Annotated in this window: 13 protein-coding genes; 9 read left to right on the plus strand and 4 right to left on the minus strand. The window is 69.6% G+C overall.

Annotated elements, in window-relative coordinates; genetic code table 11:
* The first annotated feature begins 90 nt into the window (after positions 1-90).
* The 4 genes from EV675_RS20200 to EV675_RS20215 all read left to right on the plus strand — a co-directional run bounded on the left by EV675_RS20200 (position 91) and on the right by EV675_RS20215 (position 3,870).
* Positions 91-1,047, plus strand: coding sequence for a LysR family transcriptional regulator (locus tag EV675_RS20200; protein ID WP_242621506.1), 957 nt, complete (start codon positions 91-93; stop codon positions 1,045-1,047).
* A 122-nt stretch (positions 1,048-1,169) separates the two neighbouring features.
* Entirely contained in the window at positions 1,170-2,555 is a 1,386-nt protein-coding gene (locus EV675_RS20205) for an acyclic terpene utilization AtuA family protein (protein WP_130359204.1), read from the plus strand.
* Positions 2,552-2,905 carry an AtuA-related protein gene (locus EV675_RS20210; RefSeq protein ID WP_130359206.1) on the plus strand — a complete coding sequence of 118 codons (354 nt, stop codon included), beginning with the start codon at positions 2,552-2,554 and terminating at the stop codon, positions 2,903-2,905. Before EV675_RS20205 ends, EV675_RS20210 begins: the two co-directional genes overlap by 4 nt.
* On the plus strand, positions 2,902-3,870 hold the full coding sequence (locus EV675_RS20215; RefSeq protein ID WP_130359208.1) for a Bug family tripartite tricarboxylate transporter substrate binding protein: 969 nt from the start codon (positions 2,902-2,904) through the stop codon (positions 3,868-3,870). Before EV675_RS20210 ends, EV675_RS20215 begins: the two co-directional genes overlap by 4 nt.
* 30 nt (positions 3,871-3,900) lie before the next feature.
* On the opposite strand, the gene ftsH is transcribed toward EV675_RS20215, so the two are convergent.
* A complete protein-coding gene (gene ftsH / locus EV675_RS20220) occupies positions 3,901-5,940 on the minus strand; it encodes an ATP-dependent zinc metalloprotease FtsH (RefSeq protein ID WP_130359210.1) in 2,040 nt (679 codons plus the stop codon).
* Positions 5,937-6,893 carry a LysR family transcriptional regulator gene (locus EV675_RS20225; protein WP_130359212.1) on the minus strand — a complete coding sequence of 319 codons (957 nt, stop codon included), beginning with the start codon at positions 6,891-6,893 and terminating at the stop codon, positions 5,937-5,939. Before EV675_RS20225 ends, ftsH begins: the two co-directional genes overlap by 4 nt.
* Before the next feature lie 114 nt (positions 6,894-7,007).
* On the opposite strand from EV675_RS20225, the gene EV675_RS20230 reads away from it, so the two are divergent.
* The 4 genes from EV675_RS20230 to EV675_RS20245 are packed head-to-tail and all read left to right on the plus strand — an operon-like array spanning position 7,008 to position 10,954.
* Positions 7,008-7,985, plus strand: a complete 978-nt coding sequence (locus EV675_RS20230; protein WP_130359214.1) for a tripartite tricarboxylate transporter substrate binding protein — start codon at positions 7,008-7,010, stop codon at positions 7,983-7,985.
* Positions 7,986-8,022: 37 nt separating this feature from the next.
* Positions 8,023-9,015 (plus strand): Bug family tripartite tricarboxylate transporter substrate binding protein, encoded by a 993-nt coding sequence (locus EV675_RS20235; protein ID WP_130359216.1) that lies wholly within the window; start codon positions 8,023-8,025, stop codon positions 9,013-9,015.
* Between the two features lie 53 nt (positions 9,016-9,068).
* Positions 9,069-10,130: an isocitrate/isopropylmalate dehydrogenase family protein gene (locus EV675_RS20240; RefSeq protein ID WP_130359218.1), complete on the plus strand. Its 1,062-nt coding sequence runs from the start codon at positions 9,069-9,071 to the stop codon at positions 10,128-10,130.
* A 2-nt stretch (positions 10,131-10,132) separates the two neighbouring features.
* Positions 10,133-10,954: an amidohydrolase family protein gene (locus EV675_RS20245; RefSeq protein ID WP_130359220.1), complete on the plus strand. Its 822-nt coding sequence runs from the start codon at positions 10,133-10,135 to the stop codon at positions 10,952-10,954.
* 1,071 nt (positions 10,955-12,025) lie between these two features.
* On the opposite strand, the gene EV675_RS20250 is transcribed toward EV675_RS20245, so the two are convergent.
* Both EV675_RS20250 and EV675_RS20255 read right to left on the minus strand, forming a co-directional pair.
* The gene (locus EV675_RS20250) at positions 12,026-12,520 is read right to left on the minus strand and encodes a DUF6306 domain-containing protein (RefSeq protein WP_130359222.1); all 495 of its coding nucleotides are present in this window, start codon (positions 12,518-12,520) and stop codon (positions 12,026-12,028) included.
* Between the two features lie 20 nt (positions 12,521-12,540).
* Positions 12,541-12,894 (minus strand): cupin domain-containing protein, encoded by a 354-nt coding sequence (locus EV675_RS20255; protein WP_130359223.1) that lies wholly within the window; start codon positions 12,892-12,894, stop codon positions 12,541-12,543.
* A 172-nt stretch (positions 12,895-13,066) separates the two neighbouring features.
* On the opposite strand from EV675_RS20255, the gene EV675_RS20260 reads away from it, so the two are divergent.
* Entirely contained in the window at positions 13,067-14,356 is a 1,290-nt protein-coding gene (locus tag EV675_RS20260) for a hypothetical protein (protein WP_130359225.1), read from the plus strand.
* The last annotated feature ends 6 nt before the right edge of the window (positions 14,357-14,362 follow it).

Raw genomic sequence — 14,362 nt, forward strand, 5'->3', positions numbered from 1 at the left:
CGTTAGCGTTGTCGTGTCACCCACAGCGACCGGATAGTAAGATTTGACAATCATCGAGGGCATCGCTTTTTTTTGATGGAGTGATCGAATATGCAGATAACCGATCTGAATCTCTCCACGCGCCAGGTCCGCGCATTCACGGCTCTGGCCGAGCACAGGAACTTCACGCGCGCCGCCGAACAATGCCATTTGTCCCAGTCGGCGTTCAGCAGCCTGATCCGCACGCTGGAGGATTCGTTGGGCGTACGCCTGTTCGATCGCGACACGCGCCGCGTCGAGCTGACGCCCGAGGGCCGGCTGTTCCTGGGCGGCGCCACGCGCGTGCTGGCCAGCCTGCGCGACGCGCTCGAGGACCTGGGCGAACACTCGGCCGGGCGGCGCGGCCGCGCCGGCGTCGCCGCGCTGCCTTCGCTGGCGGCCGGCTGGATGCCCGGGGTGCTGGCGTCGTTCCACCAGGAATATCCGGGCATCCAGGTGGACGTCGCCGACGTCCTGTCCGAAAGCTGCATAGAATTCGTGCGCAGCGGCCGCGCCGACTTCGCGCTGGCCTCGATGCGTTCGGTCGGACCGGACCTGCAGGCGGAACCGTTCTGCCGCGACGGCTTCTACCTCGTCTGCCGCAAGGACCATCCCCTGTCGCGCCGGCGGCGGCTCACGCTGCCGGCGCTGAGCGGCGAGCCCTTCATCCACCTCGCCCAGGACAGCAGCGTGCGCCAGCATATCGAGGCGGCCATCCATCCGGCCAAGATGAACGGCATGATGGAACTGGACCAGTTGAGCACCGTGGCCGGCATGGTGCGGGCCGGCCTGGGAATCACCGTCGTGCCGGCGTTGACGCTGTTCCACTTCGACAGCGACGACCTGACCGCGCTGCCGGTCGAGACGCCGGGACTGACGCGGGAGGTCTTCGTCATCCGGCGCCGCGACCGCAGCCTGTCCATAGGCGCCCAGGCGCTGCTTGCCTTCATGATGCAGCGCCGGCCCCAGCCCGGGGAAAGGCGGGGAAGCCGGCGCGGCGCGGCCCCTCCGCATTCCCGTCGCCGGTAATCGGCTTTTTCGATCAGTTATCCCAAATAATCCATTTCCCGGAATACTCCGCGCGCCGCTATCGTGCCACTCATCCGCCGGACCCGATCCGGCCCCGCTTCCACGACCATGACCGGGTGTGCATGCATTCATCTTCTACGTCCGCCGCGCCGAGCCTGCACATCGGCGCCGGCGCGGGATTTTCCGGGGACCGCTGGGATGCGGCCGTGCCGGTGGTCCGTACCCTGCTGGCGCACGACGGCCCTCGCGCCCTGATCTTCGAAACCCTGGCCGAGCGCACCCTGGCGCTGGCGCAATTGCAGCGCAGGCAGAACCCGGACTCGGGCTGGGAACCTTCCCTGGAGCACTTCGTCGCCCCTGTCCTGGCCGATTGCGTGCACGGCGCCATACCCATCATCGGCAACTTCGGCGCGGCCAACCCCCGCGGCGCGGCGCGGCAGCTGCAACGGCTGGCCGCGTCCCTCGGGCTGCCCGCGCTGCGCGTGGCCATCGTCAACGGCGACGATCTGCTGACGGCGCTTACCGCCGAACAGATGCGCGCGCTGCTCGACCAATCGTCGATCGAACGTCCCCTGGTCAGCGCCAATGCCTACCTGGGCGCCCGTGAAATCGCCGCGGCGCTGCGGGCCGGCGCGCAGGTGGTGGTCACCGGCAGGGTCGCGGATCCCGCCCTGGCGCTCGGCCCCATGCTGGCCCATTTCGACTGGCCCGAGGACGATTGGGATCGCCTGGCCGCGGGCACCATGGCCGGACACATCCTGGAATGCGGCGGACAGGTATGCGGCGGCTATTTCGCCGACCCCGGCTTCAAGGACGTGCCCGACCTGGCCGGACTGGGCTTTCCCATCATCGAAATGCACGAGGACGGACGCTTCGTCGTCACCAAGGCCGCACACACCGGCGGCTGCGTGGATCGGCGGACCGTCGTCGAGCAATTGCTGTACGAGATCCACGACCCCGGCGCCTATCTGACGCCCGACGTGGTGGCCGACATCACCGAGGCCGAGGTGCGCGAGATCGGCGCCGACCGGGTGGAAATCACCGGCGTGCGGGGCCACGCGCGGCCCGCCACGCTCAAGGCCACGCTTTGCTACGAAGGTCCCTGGCTGGCGGAAGGGGAAATCTCCTACGCCGGCCCCAATGCGGCCGCGCGCGCCGCGCTGGCGGCCGACGTCGTGCGCAGGCGCCTGCAGGCGCTGGGCCTGGGCGACTTGAAGATGCGCGCCGATTTCATCGGCGTTGCCAGCGTGTTCGGCGACGACAACGGCCGCTGGACGGCGGCTGCGGACGTCCTGGCATCCCCGACGCAAGACCTGAGGCTGCGCATCGCCGCGGCGGCGGCTTCACGGCGGGATGCCGAACGCGTCGCGCGCGAAGTGCTGGCGCTCTACACCTGCGGGCCGGCCGGCGGCGGCGGCGTACGCACGACCGTCACGCCCAGGCTGGCCAGCGGTTCATGCCTGGTGCCGCGCGAGTGGCTGGCACCGACCTGGGAGTTCGCCGCATGACGAGCACCACGCCCCCCCGCACCCTTCCCCTGCACCGGCTGGCCCACGCCCGCACCGGAGACAAAGGCAATCGCGCATCCATCAGCGTCATCGCCTACGATCCCGCCGACTGGCCGTTGCTGGTCGATCAGGTCACCGAGGCCCGCGTGGCCCGCCTCTTCGCTTCGCGCTCGCCGACCCAGGTCAAACGCTACCTGCTGCCGCGCCTGGCGGCCATGAATTTCGTGCTGGACGATGTGCTCGACGGCGGCGTCAACGACTCGCTGAACCTCGACACGCACGGGAAGACGCTTTCCAGCCTGCTACTGACGCTTCCCATTTCCATCGACAATAAGGAGGAGACACCATGAACACCCATCGTCGCCGGCAGCTTGCCGTGCTCGGCCTCGCCTTGCTGGGCGCATCGGCCGCCAGCGCCCAGACTTTTCCCGACAGGCCCATCACCTTCGTCGTGCCGTTCGCCGCCGCCAGCGCCACCGACCAGATCGCGCGCGCGATCGGCCAGGCCGTCTCGGAAGCGAGCGGACAGCCGGTGGTGATCGAGAACAAGCCGGGCGCCAACTCTTTCATCGGCGCCCAGGCCGTGGCCCGCGCCAAGAACGACGGCTACACGGTGCTGATCACGACCAATACCACCCATGCGGCCAACGAGCATCTGTTCAAGAAACTGCCCTACGACCCCGTCAAGGACTTCGAACCGGTGACGCTGCTCGGCAAGGGCGGACAGATAATGGTCGTGCCGCCCAGCCTGCCGGTCAAGGACGTCAAGGAGTTCATCGCGCTGGCCAAGGCCCAGGCCGGCAAGCTGTCGTTCGGATACGGAAGCTCGTCCAGCCGGGTCGCCGGGGAACTCTTCAAGCAATCGACGGGAACGGAAATCGTGTCGGTGCCCTACCGCAGCAATCCCATGGGCGTCACCGACCTGCTCGGCGGCCAGATCCAGGTCATGTGGACCGACATGACGACCGGACTGCCCCAGGCCAAGAGCGGCAACCTGAAGGCGCTCGGGGTCACGACCTCCACGCGCAGTCCGCTCGCGCCCGACGTGCCGACCATCGCGGAATCGGGCGTTCCCGGCTACGAATCGACCTACTGGTTCGCGGCCTATGTGCCCGCCGGCACCTCCGAGGCCATCGTGAACCGCCTGAACCAGTTGCTGGTGGCCGCGGCCAGGACGCCGACGGCGGCGAAGTTCTACGGCCCGACCGGCACCGAGCTGGTGACCAGCACCCCGGACGAACTGCGCCGCTTCCAGGCCGCCGAATCGCAGAAGTGGGCGCAGATCATCGCCAAGGCGGGCATCCAGAAGGAGTGATGCACATGCGCGTCGGGCCAGGCTGCCGCCTTACAGCAGCGGCAGCTTGTCCTCGTCGTCCCGCGGCCGGATCCCTTCGGGCAGTTCGTTGAGGCGCGGCGCGGGCGGCAGGCCCGTCACCGCCAGGATTTCCTTCTCGTCCAGCGTCTCGCGCTCCAGCAGCGCCCGCACCAGCGCATCCAGCTGGCCGCGATGCTCGCGCAAGAGGCCCAGCGCGCGGTCGTGGCAGCCGTGGATGATTTTCTGCACCTCGTCGTCCACGGCCCGGGCCGTCTCCTCGCTGTACGGCAGGCTGCCGCCCGCGCCGCCCAGGTAGGGGTTCTGGCGCGGCGCCAGCTGCACCATGCCGAGCCGGTCGCTCATGCCCCAGCGCATGACCATGTTGCGCGCCAGGTTCGACGCCTGTTCGATGTCGCTTTCGGCGCCGGTGGTGCGCGTGCCGTAGACCACCTCCTCGGCCGCCCGGCCGCCCAGCATGCCCACGATGCGCGCCAGCAGATAGGCCTCGGGATAGTTGTAGCGGTCGGTCTGCGGACGCTGGTAGGTCACGCCCAGGGCCTGGCCGCGCGGCACGATGGTGACCCGGTGCACCGGATCGGCGCCCGGCACCAGCAGCCCCAGGATGGCGTGGCCGCCCTCGTGGTAGGCGATGCGCTCGCGGTCGGCGTGGCTCAGGATCAGCGGCCGCTCGGGGCCCAGCACGATCTTCTCCAGCGCGTCGTTGAAATCCTTCTGGTGCACCTGGTCCTGGTCGCGGCGGGCCGCCAGCAGGGCCGCCTCGTTCACCAGGTTCTTCAGATCGGCGCCCGACAGGCCCGGCGTGGTGGACGCCAGCTCCGGCAGATCCACGTCCCCGGCCAGCGGCGTCTTGCGCGTGTGGACCTTCAGGATGGCCTCGCGGCCGTTCTTGTCCGGCAGGTTGACCACCACGCGCCGGTCGAAGCGGCCCGGCCGCAGCAAGGCCTTGTCCAGCACGTCGGGCTGGTTGGTGGCGGCCAGCACGATGACGCCCTCGCGTCCCGAGAACCCGTCCATCTCGGTCAGGATCTGGTTCAGGGTCTGTTCCTGCTCGCTGGAGCCGCCTATCGCGACCTGGCCGCGCGCGCGCCCGATGGAATCGATCTCGTCGATGAAGATGATGGACGGCCCCTGCTCGCGCGCCTGCTTGAACAGGTCGCGCACGCGGGCCGCGCCCACGCCCACGATCATCTCGACGAACTCGGCCGCGCTCATGGAGAAGAACGGCACGCCGGCCTCGCCCGCCACGGCCTTGGCCAGCAAGGTCTTGCCGGTACCCGGCGCGCCCACCAGCAGCACGCCCTTGGGGGCCGACCCGCCCAGGCGGGTGTACTTGGCCGGGTTCTTCAGGAAGTCGACCACTTCGACCAGTTCGTTCTCGGCCTCGTCGATGCCGGCCACGTCCTCGAAGGTGACCTTCTCGCCGCCCTCCAGGTCGTAGCGGCGCGCCTTGCTCTTGCCCAGACCGAACATGCTGCCGCCCATGCCGCCCTGCCGCGCGGCGCGGCGGTACAGCCAGACGTAGAACGCGATGATGAAGATGGCCGGCCCGAAACCGAAGATCAGCGTGGTCAGCCAGTTGCCGCTCTGGATGGGTTCGGCGCTGATCTCGACCTTGTGGTCGATCAGGAACTGCTCGAAGCCCGGCCCCACGAATACCGGCAGCGTGCTTTCGAAGGTCGTGGACGTGCGCGGCTGCTGGGCCCGCGCGCCGGCCTTGGCGGGGGCCTCGGCAACGGCGGTGGGCCAGGTCACGGCCTTGACGAAGCGGCCCTCGATGCGTTCGCCCTGGCTGTAGATGGCGGTGACGTTGCCCTTGGCGACCTCTTCCTTGAAGACCGTGTAAGGCACGGTGATGGGCGCGTCGGCGCCGCCCCCCGACAGATAGCGCGCCAGGAAGTAGTTGACCAGCAGCACCGCCAGGAAAATCAGCCACATCCGGCGGGGCGGCATGGACATCTGGCTGCCCGCGCCACGCCCCTCGGGCAGTCCGCCCTTGCCTGCGGGGGTGTTCGCGGATTTCTTCGGCTCCTGCTGGCTCGGCCACTTCATGGCGTCCCCTCCCTGTGTCGATCGGCTGCCGCCAAGCATACTCCTCCAGTACGATCTTCCTTTCGTGCCCGTGCCTCGGCAACGATCACGTCGCGGAAGGCCTGCACCGCGGGCGCGGCCGGCTGCCCGCGGCGCCAGATCAGGCCGACCTGCCGGCCCAGCACCGGCTCGATCAGGTCCACGCTGGCCAGGCCCTGGCCGGCCGGCCCGGACAGCGCGTGCTTGGGCACCGCGCCCACGCCCACCCCGGCCTGGATCAGGCTGAGCAGCGCCGGCACGTGCAGCACCTCGCCTATCCATTTGGGGCGCGCGGCCAGATGGGCCAGCCCCTGATCGATCAACAGGCGATTGCCGCCGCCGGCGGCCAGCCCGATGCATTCCACGTCGGCCAGTTCCTCCCAGCGCACGCGCCGGCGCCGGGCCAGCGGATGGTCGGACCGGCAAGCCAGGACGAAGGGCTCGCTCGCCAGTTCCTCGAACTCCAGGTCGGGTTCGCGCACGCCGAGATAGCTGATGCCGAAATCGGCGTCCGAGCGCGAAACCGACAGCAGCACGTCGGGCGCCGGCTGGTCCAGCACCCGCAGCCGGATGCGCGGAAAGCGGGCGTGGAAGATGCTGGCGGCCCGGGCGACGAAATTGTCCACGGCCGACGGAATGCACGCCACCGTGACCAGCCCGCGTATGCGTTCGGACAGCTCGGTCATGCCCAGCAGCGCGCCTTCCAGTTCGGACAGCACGTGCTGGGCGCGCGGCAGGAACGAGCGGCCCATGGCATTGAGTTCGACCTTGCGGGTGCTGCGCTCGAACAGCCGCATGCCCAGCGCCTGTTCCAGCTTGTCGACCCGCCGCGACAGCGCCGGCTGGGATACGTGCAGGGCCTGGGCCGCGGCACGGAAGCTGGCCAGTTGCGCCACCGTCACGAAGGCCCGGAGGTCCGACAGATCGAAATTCATACGATTACCGTATCAATTGAAAGGATTTTTGCAATTTACAGCAGGAACGGGATGGCTGACGATGCCGGCAAGGCACCGATGAGTGCCTTGCAGAACATTTTCGGAGGCACTTCCATGAAGCGACGCTTCATACTCCTGGCCGGCGCAGCCGCGACGGCCGGCGCGCTGGCATCCACCGCGGCCCGGGCCGACGAGGCCTGGCCCCAGCGCCCGATCACGCTCGTGGTTCCCTTCGCCGCCGGCGGCGGCACCGACAGCATCGCCCGCGATATCGCCAAGCAGATGAGCGAGCAGCTGCGCCAGCCCGTGGTGGTGGAAAACCGCGGCGGCGGGGGCGGTTCCATGGGCGCCAACGCGGTCGCCAAGGCGCGGCCCGACGGCTACACCGTGCTGTTCGCGACCTCGACCTTCGCCACCAACGCGGCCTTCGAGCCCAAGCTGCCCTATGACCCGGAGCGCGACTTCGCCCCGGTCGCCATGATCGGCCGCGGGCCCCTGCTGCTGGTGACCAGCAAGCAGCTCGGCACCACCACGGTGCCGCAACTGCTGGCCGCCGCGCGCGGCCGCGCCGAGGGCCTGAACTTCTGCTCGGCCGGCCCGGGCAGCATCAACCACCTGGCCGGCGAACTGTTCCGCCAGCAGACGGGGGCCGCCATGACCCACGTCCCGTTCAAGGGCAGCGCCCCGGCCAGCATGGAACTGCTGGCCGGACGCGTGGACGTGTTCTTCGCGACGGTGCCGACCATCCTGCCGCACATCAGGGAAAACAAGCTGAACCTGCTGGCCGTGACCAGCGACAAGCGTTCGGCCCTGTTTCCCGAGGTGCCCACCCTGGCCGAGGCGGGGGTAAAAGGCTATGACGTGACCACCTGGTGGGGCGTGCTGGCCCCCGCCGCCACGCCGCCCGCCGTGGTGCGGGCGCTGAACAAGGCGGTGATCGCCGCGGCCGCGGCCGCGCCGGTGCAGGAGCGGCTGCGCCACGAAGGCGCGACGCCGCTGGCGCTCAGCCCCGCCGCCTTCGGCGAGGAACTGCGCAAGGAACTGGCGCTGTGGCGCGGCGTCGTCGCCAAGCCCGGCATGCAGCTGCAATGACCGGACCGGCCAAGAAAATCACTACGAGACTGTTCCCATGACTGCTTTTTCCTCCTTGTCCCGCCGCGAATTCGTCCGGCTCGGCGCGGCCACCGCCATGCTGGCGGCCGGCGGCACCGGCCGCGCCGCCGGCGCCTATCCGACCAAGCCCGTCACGGTCATCGTGCCCTACGCCCCCGGCGGCCAAGGCGACGTGTTCGCTCGTCTGCTGTCCCAGGACCTGGGACAGGCGCTGGGACAATCTGTCATCGTCGAGAACCGGCCCGGCGCCAGCGGCGCGCTGGGCACCCGGCAGGTCGTGCGTGCCGACCCCGACGGCCACACGCTGCTGCTGGGCCAGACCGGCGAAATCGCCATCAACGGCTTCGCCATGAAGAACCCCGGCTACGACACGCTCAAGGACCTGCGCGCGATCGCCCTGGTCGGCAACGCGCCGCTGGTGCTTGCCGTGCCGCAGAATTCCCCCTACGGCAGCGTCGAGACGCTGCTGCGGGCCGCGCGCGACAAGCCCGGCAGCGTCGCCTATGCGTCCTCGGGCACCGCCACGCCGGGCCACCTGGCGGCCGCGGCAATGGCCGCCCGCTCGAAGGTCGACATGACCCACATTCCGTACAAGGGCGCGGGCCAGGCGATCTCGGACCTGATCGGCGGACAGGTGCAGTGCTTCTTCGCCAGCGCCTCGTCGATCATGCCGCACATCAAGGGCGGGCGCGTGCGCGCGCTGGCCGTCTCGTCGCTGGAGCCGGTCGCGGCGCTGGCCGGCGTGCCGACCATCGCGCAGACCCTGCCCGGCTTCGAGTTCAGCCTGTGGGGCGGCTATTTCGCGCCGTCGGCCACCCCGCCCGCGATCGTCGAGCTGCTGGCCGGGCACATCAACCGCATCGCCCGGAAGCCGGAACTGCGCAGCCGCTTCGAAGCGGAAGGCAGCGCCGTCGATCCGATGACGCCCGAGCGCTTCGGCAAGTTCGTGCGCGCGGAAATGGACAAATACGCGGCCCTGGTCAAGAGCACCCAGGCAAGCATCGACTGACCCTCGCATCCCAGGCCGATCGGCCTGCCCTTCTCCTTTCTGGCTGGAACATCATGAAAATCATCGTACTTCCCGGCGACGGCATCGGCCCCGAGACCATGGCCGCCACCGTCGAGGTGCTGCGCGCGGCGTCGCAGCGCTTCGGTTTCGAGCTTGCGCTGGAACACGACGTCGCGGGCCACGACAGCCTGCGGCGCCACGGCGCCACCGTCACCCAGGCGCTGCTGGACAAGGTCCGCGCCGCCGACGGCCTGATGCTCGGCCCGATGGCCACCTTCGACTTCAAGGACGAAAGCAAGGGCGAGATCAACCCGTCGATGTTCTTCCGCAAGGAACTCGACCTGTACGCCAACATCCGCCCGTCGCGCACCTGGCAGGGCGTGCCGCACAAGGTCGACGCCTTCGACCTCGTGGTCGTGCGCGAGAACACCGAGGGCTTCTATGCCGACCGCAACATCGCCTCGGGCGGCAGCGAGATGCTGATCACCGAGGACGTGGTGGTGTCCCTGCGCCGCATCACCCGCCTGTGCTGCGCGCGCATCGCCCGCGCCGCCTTCGAACTGGCGCGCACGCGGCGCAAGCACGTCAGCATCGTCCACAAGGCCAACGTGCTCAAGATCGGCGACGGCATGTTCATCGACGAATGCAACAAGGCCGCGCGCGACTTCCCGGACGTGACCGTGGACGATTTCATCGTCGATGCGATGATGGCGCACGTGGTCCGCGCCCCGCAGCGCTTCGACGTCATCGTCACCACCAACATGTTCGGCGACATACTGTCGGACCTGACCGCCGAATTGTCAGGCAGCCTGGGGCTGGGCGGTTCGCTCAACATGGGCGAGCGCCATGCGATGGGCCAGGCCGCGCACGGCTCGGCGCCCGACATCGCCGACCAGGACATCGCCAATCCGTTCTCGCTGATCCTGTCGGCCGGCCAGTTGCTGGACTGGCACGGCCGCCGCACCAACCAGCCCGCCTACGTCGCCGCGGCCGATGCCATCGCGCGCACCGCCGCCGTCGTGGTCGAAGCCGGGGAATCCACGCGCGACGTGGGCGGCAACCTGGGCACCGCCGCGACCGGCCGCGCCTTCGCCAAGCGGCTGCTGGAGGCCTAGGCATGGAACTGGCGTGCGATTGCCATACCCACGTGATCGGCGCCGCCGCGGCCTATCCCATGGTCGCGGACCGCCACTACACGCCGGGTCCCGCCTCGGCCGCCCAGTTGCGCCACCACCTGGAACGGACGGGCATGGCGCGCGTGATCATCGTGCAGCCCAGCGTCTACGGCACCGACAACCGCTGCCTGCTCGACGCCCTGGCGGACATGGATGGACAGGCGCGCGGAGTGGCGGTGATCGATGCCGGCTTCGCGCCCGCGCGGTTGCGGGCGCTGCATGAAGGCGGCGTGCGGGGCGTGCGCGTCAACCTGGAAAGCGCCGGCCTGCACGACACCGGCGCAGCGGAACGGGCGCTAGCCGCCGTCGCCGCGCAAGTGGCCGGCCTGGGCTGGCACGTGCAGTTGTATGCCGCCCATGGCGTGATCGCGGCGCTGGCGCCCCGCCTGGCCACGCTGCCCTGCCCCGTGGTCCTGGACCACTTCGCCATGGCCCCCTGGTCGGCCGAGGCCGCCGCGGTCCTGACCGGCCTGTTGCGCTCGGGGCGCGTCCACCTGAAACTGTCCGCGCCCTATCGGCTGGCGGACCCCGAAGACGCCGCCCGCTGGGCCCAGGCACTGTGCCGGGAAGTCCCCGCCGCCCTGCTGTGGGGCAGCGACTGGCCCCACACTGCCCGCACGCCCGGCAAGGCGGCGCACGAAATCAGCCCGTATCGCCCGATCGGCCCGGACCGCCTGCTGGACGATCTGGCGCGCTGGCTGCCGACTCCCGAGCTGCGCCGGGCCGTCCTGGCGGACAATCCCGACCGGCTGTATTGGCGTTGACGCCGCCTTCCCGCAGGGTCTGGCGGATCAAGTCCGCATTGGCGCGCAGCCGCTCGTCGCCGGGGGCCATCCGCAGGGCCTGCTCGACATGGGCCAGCGCCTCCTCGGCCCGGCCCAGCCGCCAGTTGGCGATGGCCGCGAGATCGTGCGGCAGCGCGCCATGGCACACCGGATCGCTCATGTAGCCGTCGGGCTCGCCGGACAACGACAGTCCCCGCATCGCCGCCGCCCGGCACTCGGCCCACTCGCCGCGCCGGTAGCGGATGTCGGCCAGCGTGACCCAGGGCTCGCGGCGCTCCGGGCATTCGGCCGCGGCCCGCAGCGCCCAGTCCAGACCATCGCGCCCGCGGGCCATCTCGCACTTGGCCAGGTACAGCATGCCGGCCGACCGCTCTGGCCGGAACGGATCGCCCGGCAAAGACAGGTAGCGCTCGAACTCGCGCGCGGCGTCCTCGTAGCGCCCGGCATGGAACAGTTCGCGCGCATGGTAGTGCGCCATGCGCGGGTCGTGCGGTTCCTCGGCGGCCGCGGCGGCCAGCAGCGGCAGATAGGAGGCGCGCGGCTTGGCGCGGTCCGGACGGTGTTCCACGCGCACGCCGGGCGCGAGCACGCTTCGTTCGGCGATGCGGTCGGGATAGATGCCTTCATGGCAGGCGTGGCGCCACCGGTAGCCGTGGCGGGCGTGGATGCGGTTGTTCAGGAAGCGTATCGCCGGACTGCCGTCCACATGGAAGGCGGACACGAACTCGTAATGCGCACGCGTGGTGCCCGGCGCCCAGGCGGCCTCCAGGGCCGGCCGCCAACCCGGGCACAGGACCTCGTCCAGGTCCAGCGACACGCACACGTCCACATCGCCCGGCACCAGCGCCAGCGCGGCGTTGCGGGCATCGTCGAAGCGCCACGGCTCGATGGACAGACGGTGCACGCACGCGCCCAGCGCCTCCAGGCGCCCGATGCCGCCGTCGGTCGATCCCGTGTCCGCGACCACGACCACGTCGGCGTCCGCGCAGGACGCCATGAAGCGCTCGACGAAGCCTGCTTCGTCGCGGCAGATGGCGTAGACGGCGATCTTCAGGGCTTGCCCGCCGCGGCCAGCCTGGCCTCGACCCGGTCGATGTTCTCGCGATGCGCCACCAGCATGGCCAGCAGATTGTCCTGGATGCCGGCCTCCTTGACCCTGGGCACCAGGGCTTCCAGTTTCCTGACCACCCAGGCCTGTCCGCGATTCAGGAAAGCCATCCGCGCGGGCAGGTCGGCGATGGCCATGGCCTTGCCGTGGAAGGCGCCCGTGCGCGAGCCGGGCTTGGCGTCCAGCGACTTGATGGCGGCGATCAGCATGCCGCACCATTTCACTTCGTCCTGCCGGATGGCCTCCATCAGCGCGCGCTCGGCCGGATCCTGCAATTGCGCCACGGTTTCCTCGGCCACACGGGCCCCGGCCCGCTCGGCCTCCAGCAATTCGTCCAGCGCCGCCAGCAGTTCCTCGCGCGCAAGCTGGCCCATGTACGCGGCATCGGCCTGCTCGGCGTAGCACACCGGCGATGCGCGATCGGATTCAGACTGCATGATTTCTCCAGGATGATGAGTCAGGCGGCGCCAGGGCCGGCATCGCCCGGCTTGCGGACCAGCGTGACCAGCAGCGTCGTGTCGGCCAGCGCCCGCACCGCGTGCGGCTCCTGGCCGAGCAACGCGACCAGTTGGCCGGGACGTAGTCCACAGGCGCCGTGCGGCGTGGTGACGACGGCTTCGCCGGTCAGGCACTGGATGGTCAATTCGCCGGGCACGTGGTGCTGCGGCAGTTCGTGCCCGGCGGGAAGCACCAGTTGCATGAGCTGCAGGCCGTCCGTGCGGAGCAGGCTGCTGCTGGCGTGGGTTCCCCGCTGTTCGTCGCTGGCATGCAGGTCGATCGCTTCCAGGGGACTTGCGTGTCTGAGGGCCATGATCGCACCGACTGAACCTGTGGGCGCTCCAGTCTCCAGGCCGAGCGCGTTGCCTTGTCGTACCTGACGTTATACGCCAGTCCGGCGGCGGTCGCATTCCGAAGGAAAAAGATACAGCACGCGCGCGCCTCGCTTGCTAGGATCGCCCGCGTGCCACCCATGGGGAGCCGGGATGACGGAACCGATCGCCTCGCCCTTCGCATTGACCTTCCGCCTGTGGCTGCGCTTCTGGCCGCAACTGATGTGCCTCGTGCTTGCCGGCGTGCTGGCGAACGAGTTGCTGTTGTGGCTGGCCGTGCATACCGGCTTCGCCAACCACCTGGCGGGGCTGGCCGTGCTGACGCTGGTGGCGCTGGCACACCTGATCGTCACGGTGCTGATGTTCCAGGTCCTGCTGCCCGGCCTGCCCGCCGTGCGCGCCGCCCAGGAAGCCGCCCGTGGCGAGGCCTCGCCCGCCGGCGGCTCGAACCGGCTGGCTTCGATGATCACCGTGGCCCTGCTGCCCTTCTTCGCCTACTACGCCGCCTGGGGATTCCTGGGCGATACGGTACGGCAATACTCGCGCCTGGCTCTGTCGCTCGATCCGTTCGGCACGCATGGCAACATCCTCGACGCCCTGGATTCGCGCTGGCTGTTCGTCTCGGTCGCGGTGTCGTGGCTGGTGCGCAAGCTGGCCAAGCGGCGCCGCGATGCCACCGGACGGCCGGCGTGGCAGGTGGTCATGGTGATCTGCGAGACGAACTGGATCCTGATCGGCCTGTACGTCATCAGCCGCTGGAAGGACGACGTCTGGACCTGGGTCACCGGCCTGGGCATCCGGGACTACCTGGCCTCGCTCCTGAATGCCCTGGCCACGCCGCTGGCGAACGCGCAGGCGGCGGCGATGGTGCCGGTGGAAGCGCTGGCCGAGACGCCCGGCAAACTGCTGGCGAACCTGTTCTTCTACGCCTTGCTGCCGGTGGTCTGGCTGGTCATGACGGCGCTGGTCTACGGCTACGACGTGCGCGACGATACCGAGCTGATGCGCATCCACCGCCGCATCGAACGCTTTGGAGAACGCTACCGGGCCATTCCGAAATTCCTGCGCGACTTCGTCGCTCATTTCATCGGCGGCTATCGTTCGCGCTACCTGCCCATCGCCAACGGCATCCGCCTGACGCTGAATTCGGGCGTCCTGCTGCTGGTCACGCTCATTCTCGGCTACCGGTTGATCGACTGGGGCAGCGCCTGGCTATGGATAGGCGCGACGCGGCTGATCGGCCCCCACGACCTGGACACCTGGCAGCTCTGGGCACACGGGTTGACGCTGCTGCTGGGCAGCCCGTTCCGCGATTCGTCCACGGGACTCCTGATCGAACCGCTGCGCATCTGCTTCCTGGCGGCGGTGCTGGAAACCGCGTTCGCACGGCCCGTGCGCGAGCCGGCGTCGGCGCGCACAGCGCCTCTGGAACGACGCGCCTGAAAGCCA

The sequence above is a fragment of the Pigmentiphaga kullae genome (genome assembly GCF_004216695.1).
GTDB lineage: Bacteria > Pseudomonadota > Gammaproteobacteria > Burkholderiales > Burkholderiaceae_B > Pigmentiphaga > Pigmentiphaga kullae.

Coding starts and splice junctions, on each gene's coding strand:
- EV675_RS20245 (WP_130359220.1), top strand. CDS start 10,133: ATGGAACTGGCGTGCGATTGCCATACCCACGTGATCGGCGCCGCCGCG.
- EV675_RS20210 (WP_130359206.1), top strand. CDS start 2,552: ATGACGAGCACCACGCCCCCCCGCACCCTTCCCCTGCACCGGCTGGCC.
- EV675_RS20240 (WP_130359218.1), top strand. CDS start 9,069: ATGAAAATCATCGTACTTCCCGGCGACGGCATCGGCCCCGAGACCATG.
- EV675_RS20200 (WP_242621506.1), top strand. CDS start 91: ATGCAGATAACCGATCTGAATCTCTCCACGCGCCAGGTCCGCGCATTC.
- ftsH (WP_130359210.1), bottom strand. CDS start 5,940: ATGAAGTGGCCGAGCCAGCAGGAGCCGAAGAAATCCGCGAACACCCCC.
- EV675_RS20230 (WP_130359214.1), top strand. CDS start 7,008: ATGAAGCGACGCTTCATACTCCTGGCCGGCGCAGCCGCGACGGCCGGC.
- EV675_RS20260 (WP_130359225.1), top strand. CDS start 13,067: ATGACGGAACCGATCGCCTCGCCCTTCGCATTGACCTTCCGCCTGTGG.
- EV675_RS20235 (WP_130359216.1), top strand. CDS start 8,023: ATGACTGCTTTTTCCTCCTTGTCCCGCCGCGAATTCGTCCGGCTCGGC.
- EV675_RS20215 (WP_130359208.1), top strand. CDS start 2,902: ATGAACACCCATCGTCGCCGGCAGCTTGCCGTGCTCGGCCTCGCCTTG.
- EV675_RS20255 (WP_130359223.1), bottom strand. CDS start 12,894: ATGGCCCTCAGACACGCAAGTCCCCTGGAAGCGATCGACCTGCATGCC.
- EV675_RS20205 (WP_130359204.1), top strand. CDS start 1,170: ATGCATTCATCTTCTACGTCCGCCGCGCCGAGCCTGCACATCGGCGCC.
- EV675_RS20225 (WP_130359212.1), bottom strand. CDS start 6,893: ATGAATTTCGATCTGTCGGACCTCCGGGCCTTCGTGACGGTGGCGCAA.
- EV675_RS20250 (WP_130359222.1), bottom strand. CDS start 12,520: ATGCAGTCTGAATCCGATCGCGCATCGCCGGTGTGCTACGCCGAGCAG.